Source organism: Nocardia sp. MH4 (genome assembly GCF_019266065.1).
Classification (GTDB): Bacteria; Actinomycetota; Actinomycetes; order Mycobacteriales; family Mycobacteriaceae; genus Nocardia; species Nocardia canadensis.
Window position 1 is genome coordinate 25038 of sequence record NZ_LPNR01000058.1, and the last position, 6330, is coordinate 31367.

Consider the following 6330-nt stretch of genomic DNA (forward strand, 5'->3'; position numbering starts at 1 on the left):
GGCTCCGGGTCAGTGGGCTTCGGCGGCGGGCTCGATGGTCAGCGCCGAGACGGCCGCGATCCGGGCGACGGCGTCGGTGACGATGCCGTCGATCAACTCGGCCACGGTCGGCAGGCTGTCGATGATGCCGGTGACCTGGCCCGCGGGCAGCACGCCCGCGTCGGTACGGCCCTCGACCAAGCCTGCCTTGGTCAGCATCGCCGAGTTCGCCGCCATCACGACCTGGGACCAGCTCAGGTCCTTGGTCTTGCGCATCGCGAGGCCGTCGCGCATCAGCGTCGACCACTTCATGCCGGTCATGGACTTGAACTTGGCCGCGTTGCCGACCGCGGCGGACAGTCCGCGCCAGCCGCCGGAGTGTTCCAGCTTCTCGACCAGTTCGGTGTTCAGCATCCGGTGCGGCATGCCGTCGACCTTCACCGAGACCACCGTGTCCTGCAGGCCGCGCGCCAGGTACTCCTGCTTCACGGCCTCGGGGACGGTGCTCTCCTGGGTGAGCAGGAAGCGGGTGCCCATCGCGACACCGGCCGCGCCGTAGGACAGCGCGGCGGCCAGGCCGCGACCGTCGAAGAAGCCACCGGCCGCGACCACCGGGATGTCGACGGCGTCGAGCACCGACGGCAGCAGCAGCGTGGTGGCGACCGGGCCGGTGTGCCCGCCGCCCTCGCCGCCCTGCACGATCACCGCGTCGGCGCCCCAGGAGGCCACCTTCACCGCGTGCTTGGCGGCACCGATCGACGGCACCACCACGACACCGGCGTCCTTGAGCTTGGCGATCAGGTCCTTCTTGGGCGCGAGCGCGAAGGAAGCGACCTTGACCCGCTCGCGGATGAGCAGGTCGATGCGCTCGGTGGCGTCGGTCGCGTCGGCGCGGATGTTCACGCCGAACGGCTTGTCGGTCAGCGACTTGGTCTTGGCGATCGCCGCCTCGAGCTCCTCGTAGGTCATCGTGGCCGAGGCCAGGATGCCCAGGCCGCCCGCGTTGGCGGTGGCCGCGACCAGGCGCGGACCGGCGACCCAGCCCATCCCGGTCTGCACGACCGGATGCTCGATGCCGACCAGCTCGGTCAGCGGAGTCCGCAGCCGCGCGCTCACATTGTCTCCGCTCGGCGTGCTCGGGCGGGCCGCGTGGTCACGCTCGGTTGCCGCCTCCGGCCGCTGACCGCTCACGCCGCCACCTCCTTCTCCCGGAAACCCTTGGGGTCGAGCACGGTACGGATGATCCGCAGCTCTTCCTCGGAGGGCAGCCTGGTCTCGCCCGCGGTGCCCAGCTCGGCGATCTCGAAGGAGGTGTTCTCGGCGACCTCGTCGGCGCTCACGCCCGGGTGCAGCGACAGCGCGCGCAGGGTGTGGTCGGGACCGTTGAAGTCGAACACGCCCAGGTTGGTCACCACGCGGTGCAGGTGATGGAAGCGATAGGCGGGGTTCTCGGGATCGATACGGTCGTAGCCGATGCCGGAGATGATGTCGACCTGGTCGACGAACACCCGCTTGTTGTGCCGGGGCACGAAGTAGCTGGTGGCGTGGTTGATGGTGTTGCCCGGCGCGCCGCGCACCCCGAACATCTGCCGGGTCGGCTGCTGCAGCGGACCGAAGGCCGACAGGTTCTGGTTGCCGAACCGGTCGATCTGGTTGGCGCCCATCACCACGTGCCGACGGCCGGAGGCCACCACGTCGAACACCTTGGAGAACGGAATCCAGCCCTCGACGGGGGCTTTCGCGCCGATCGCCGGAACCTCGGCGAAGAACAGCGCCTCGCCGTCGGACAGCAACAGATCGGGCTCGAAGGTGAGCCGGGCCAGTCGCGCGCCGATGGTGGTGACCGTCGACATCGGGCTCGCCATGATCTCACCGGCCCCGCGGAAGATCTCCGCGGCGGCGACGACGCAGACCTCAGCACGAGTAATGGGCCCGCCCGTCTCCAGGCCGCCACCCTTCACGGAATCGCCTAGCGATGCTGAACTCATTTCTGCTCCTCGGCGAAAGCGTGGACGGCGGCTTGGTATTCGGCTTCGGAGACATCCAGGTAGCGAGCCTTGAACTCGGCCCACGACTCGGGCGTCTGCGCGGCGGCCACGTAGTGCTTCTGGAACTTCTCGTCGCGGCCGTAGCTGCCGGAGAAGGTGAAGTGCGCGCCACCGGGCGACTCGACGACACCGTCGACCAGCATGCGGTTGAGGATGATCGACTGCTGCGGAACGGCTTTCACCAGTTCCTCGGTCTCGACCAGGCGATCCACCGAGACGTAGCGCCGCTCGGCGGCCAGGCAGTACAGGTCGTCGAAGTACGGGTCGACGCCGGTGTAGGCGGCATTGCCGTGCTTGTCGGCCAGGTCCAGGTGCACGAAGGAGGCGTCGAGGTTCAGCGCGGGCATCGCGACCAGCGTCTCGGTCCGTCCGTCGGCGGCCGGGTACGGCGACTGGATCGTCTTCAGCTCGCCCTCCCAGAAGTCCAGCACCGAGGACCCCAGTCCGGCCCGGATCGGCAGGAACGGCAGCCGGGCCGCCGCGGCCTGCAGACCGCACTTGACCATGCCCTCGTCCATCTCGCGCACGGTGATCGCGCCCTCGGTGCGCGCCTTGGCGAACCACGGATCGTAGAAGGGCGCAGAATCCAGCGAGACGAAGCCGTAGTACGCCTTGCGCACCTTGCCCGCCGAGCACAGCAGGCCCAGGTCGGGGCCGCCGTAGGTGACCACGGTCAGGTCGGTGACGTCCGAGCGCAGCAGCGCGCGCACCAGCGCCATCGGCTTGCGCCGGGAGCCCCAGCCGCCGATGCCGATGGTCATGCCGCTGCGCAGCTCGCCGACGACCTCGTCGAGCGTCATTCTCTTGTCGCGCATGGCGTCTACTTCTCCTTCTTCTGCGCGGCGAGATCGTCGTCGAAACGCGCCCGGATCTCATCGGCGACACCGGCGAGGTTGAGCTCCATGGTGAAGCCCTGCTCGTAGCGGTAGGAGCGGTGGACGTCCTGCACGTCGATGCCGTTGAGCGCGCGCTTGGCGGCCCGGATCACGCGGCCGTCCTTGTTCGCGATGTTCTTGGCGACCTCCATGGCCGCGGCGTCGAGTTCGGCGCGCGGCACCACCTGGTACACCGAGCCGAAGTGGTGCAGCTGCTGGGCGGTGAGCTTGCCCGCGGTGTAGAACATGGTCCGCATCAGGTGCTGGGGGACCAGCCGGGCCAGGTGGGTGGCCGCGCCGAGCGCGCCCCGGTCCACCTCGGGCAGGCCGAAGGTGGCGTCGTCGGAGGCGATGATGACGTCGGAGTTGCCGACCAGGCCGATGCCGCCGCCCAGGCAGAAGCCGTTGACGGCGGTCACCACGGGCACCTCGCAGTCGTAGACGGCCGCGAAGGCGTCGAAGCACCCGTGGTTCGCGCGGATCAGCGCGGTGTGGCCGGTGTCGGCGTTCATCTCCTTGATGTCGACGCCGGCGTTGAAGCCGCGCCCCTCGGCCCGCAGCACGACCACCCGGGTCTCCGGATTACGGCCTGCCGCCCGGACCGCGTCGGCCAGGGCGAACCAACCGTCGGACGGTAGTGCGTTGACCGGCGGGTAGTCGACTGTGACGACTTCGACGCCCTCGGTTTCGGTGTGACGGTTTATCCCCATCGCAAGTCCCATCGTGCGCGCCCCGGCGAACCCGAGACAAAGCAAGCAATTGCTTGGTAGGTTAGCACGGTGGCTGTAGAAATCGACCTTTCCGAGCAGATCGTTCTGGTGACCGGTGGCGTCCGCGGTGTCGGCGCCGGTATCAGCCGGGCCTTCCTCGCCGCGGGCGCGACCGTGCTGACCTGCGCGCGCAGGCCCGCCGACGAGCCGATCACGGTGGGCGAGCGTGGCACGGAGCACTTCTCCTGCGATGTGCGCGATCCCGACGCCGTCGCCGCGCTGTTCGAGCAGATCCTCGATCGGCACGGCCGGGTCGACCATGTGGTGAACAACGCGGGCGGTGCGCCGTTCGCCATGGCCGACGCCGCGAGCCCGCGGTTCCATCAGAAGATCATCGAGCTGAATCTGCTCGCGCCCCTGCTGATCTCCCAGCACGCCAACGCGGCGATGCAGAAGCAGGACGCGGGCGGCTCGATCGTGATGATCACCAGCGTCAGCGGGCACCGCCCGTCGCCGGGCACGGCCGCCTATGGCGCGGCCAAGGCGGGTCTGGACAACCTGGCGTCCTCGCTGGCCGTGGAATGGGCGCCCAAGGTCCGGCTGAACTCGGTGGTCGTCGGCCCGGTGGAGACCGAACTCAGTCACCTCCACTACGGCGATGCCGACGGGGTGGCCGCCGTCGGCCGGACCGTCCCGCTGGGCAGGCTGGCCAGCCCCGCCGACGTGGGCAGCGCCGCGATCTTCCTGGCCTCCCCGCTGGCCGCGCACATCAGCGGCGCCACCCTGCTCGTCCACGGCGGCGGCGAACGCCCGGCCTTCCTGGACGCCGCCAACGCCAACCACTAGACCCGACCACCTCGGTTTCGGCCGCCTCGCATCCGAGGGGCGGGACGGAACGCCGAAGGCGCAGTGTCGCCCCTCGGATGCGAGGTCACGAGGCCGAAACCCGCGGCGCCAGCCGCCAGAGAAACAGGAGCTTTCCTATGGACGACCAGCAGCAGATCTGCGCGGGCCGCACCGTCATCGTCACCGGCGCAGGCCGCGGGATCGGCCGCGCGCACGCGCTGGCCTTCGCCGCGGCGGGCGCGCGCGTGGTGGTCAACGACGTCGGCACCGCGCTCGACGGCGCCGCGACCACCGAGACCCCGGCCCAGCAGGTCGTCGACGAGATCGTCGCCGCCGGTGGCCAGGCCGTGGCCAACTACGACGACGTCGCCGACTGGGCGGGTGCCCGCAACCTGATCCGGCAGGCCGTGGACACCTTCGGCGGGCTCGACGTGCTGGTCAACAACGCCGGTTTCGTGCGCGACCGGATGTTGGTCAACCTGGGCGAGGACGAATGGGACGCGGTGGTCCGCGTGCACCTCAAGGGCCACTTCGCCACCATGCGGCACGCGGCCGAGTACTGGCGCGGTGAGTCCAAGGCCGGTCGTCCGGTGGACGCCCGCGTCATCAACACCAGCTCCGGCGCCGGTCTGCAGGGCAGCGTCGGGCAGGGCAACTACGGCGCGGCCAAGGCCGGTATCGCCGGTCTCACCCTCACCGCCGCGGCCGAGTTCGGCCGCTACGGCGTGACCGTGAACGCCATCGCGCCCGCGGCCCGCACCCGAATGACCGAGACCGTCTTCGCCGACACCATGGCCGCCCCCGATTCGGGCTTCGACGCCATGGCGCCGGAGAACATCTCCCCGCTCGTCGTGTGGCTCGGCAGCACCGAGTCGGCCGGGGTGACCGGCCGGATGTTCGAGGTCGAGGGCGGCAAGGTGGCACTCGCGCAGGGCTGGCGCCACGGTGCCCCGGTCGACCGCGGCGCCCGCTGGAACCCCGCGGAACTGGGTCCGGTGGTGGCCGAACTGATCGAGAAGAGCACTCCGCCGGAGCCGGTGTACGGCGCATAGCAAACTCCATGAGCGCAGGCCGGGGAAACCTCCCCGGCCTGCGCTTATGGCATGTCACACACGTTCAGGGGGCTGGACGACTCTTGCTCTCTTCTGCGTGGAAGCAGGGGTGGGTTTACTATGGGCTACTGTTCGTCGATCCCGGAATGTGTCGCGACCGGGGGTAATGCTGCGCTGAAATACTAAGGGGATGACAAGCGCATGGCCGTTGGTCGCATCTTGCGCGTACTTGCCGCTGCGAGTGTGCTGGCCGGTTCTGCTCTACTGGGGCCGGCGGTCGCCGTCGCCGCACCGGAAAAGCCACCGACTCCCGCCGCTCAGGCGCCCGGGAGCGGCAGCAGTGGCCAGGGCAACGGTGACAGCGGTCAGAACAACGGCGGTCAGCACACCGGCAACGGCAAGCCCGCCGAACTGCGGCTCCCCAGCGGTTCCGGCGGCGGCGAGCAAGGCGACAGCGGCCAGAGCGACACCGGCGCCGATCCCGCCGGCCCGGCCGATCCACCGCACCCCGCGGGTGCGCAGGTCGCCGGCGAGGGTGAGTGGCAGCCGCTGACCATTCCCGGCCAGGTCGCCCAGGACATCCCGAAGAAGGACGTCGCCGGAACCGGGTCCGCCTCGGGTTCCGCGGCTGCCGGTTCCGCGGCGGGCTCGGCCGCCGCAGGCGCCGTCCTCGGCACGGGTTCGGCCGGTCTCGGCCTGCTGCTCGGTACCGGTTCGGCCGGCGTCGGCGCGATTCTCGGCACCGGCTCGGCGGGCGTCGCCGCGGTCCTCGGTACCGGTTCGGCGGGCGCGGGCGCCGTGCTCGCGACCGGTTCGGCCG

General features: G+C 70.3%; 6 protein-coding genes and 1 pseudogene. 3 read left to right on the forward strand and 4 right to left on the reverse strand.

Annotated elements, in window-relative coordinates:
• Positions 1–9: 9 nt before the first annotated feature.
• The 4 genes from ATM97_RS04220 to ATM97_RS04235 all read right to left on the reverse strand — a co-directional run bounded on the left by ATM97_RS04220 (position 10) and on the right by ATM97_RS04235 (position 3612).
• The gene (locus tag ATM97_RS04220; RefSeq protein ID WP_218716616.1) at positions 10–1095 is read right to left on the reverse strand and encodes a nitronate monooxygenase family protein; all 1086 of its coding nucleotides are present in this window, start codon (positions 1093–1095) and stop codon (positions 10–12) included.
• A gap of 71 nt (positions 1096–1166) precedes the next feature.
• A complete protein-coding gene (locus tag ATM97_RS04225) occupies positions 1167–1967 on the reverse strand; it encodes a CoA-transferase subunit beta (protein WP_218716609.1) in 801 nt (266 codons plus the stop codon).
• The gene (locus ATM97_RS04230; protein ID WP_218716610.1) at positions 1964–2842 is read right to left on the reverse strand and encodes a CoA transferase subunit A; all 879 of its coding nucleotides are present in this window, start codon (positions 2840–2842) and stop codon (positions 1964–1966) included. The genes ATM97_RS04225 and ATM97_RS04230 overlap by 4 nt, the downstream gene beginning before the upstream one ends.
• 5 nt (positions 2843–2847) lie before the next feature.
• Positions 2848–3612 (reverse strand): enoyl-CoA hydratase family protein, encoded by a 765-nt coding sequence (locus ATM97_RS04235; RefSeq protein WP_218716611.1) that lies wholly within the window; start codon positions 3610–3612, stop codon positions 2848–2850.
• A gap of 69 nt (positions 3613–3681) precedes the next feature.
• On the opposite strand from ATM97_RS04235, the gene ATM97_RS04240 reads away from it, so the two are divergent.
• The 3 genes and pseudogenes from ATM97_RS04240 to ATM97_RS04250 form a co-directional block, all read left to right on the forward strand.
• Positions 3682–4458 (forward strand): SDR family oxidoreductase, encoded by a 777-nt coding sequence (locus ATM97_RS04240; RefSeq protein ID WP_218716612.1) that lies wholly within the window; start codon positions 3682–3684, stop codon positions 4456–4458.
• Between the two features lie 137 nt (positions 4459–4595).
• Entirely contained in the window at positions 4596–5510 is a 915-nt protein-coding gene (locus ATM97_RS04245) for an SDR family oxidoreductase (RefSeq protein ID WP_218716613.1), read from the forward strand.
• A gap of 201 nt (positions 5511–5711) precedes the next feature.
• Positions 5712–6330: pseudogene (locus tag ATM97_RS04250) on the forward strand (hypothetical protein); the annotation flags it as partial.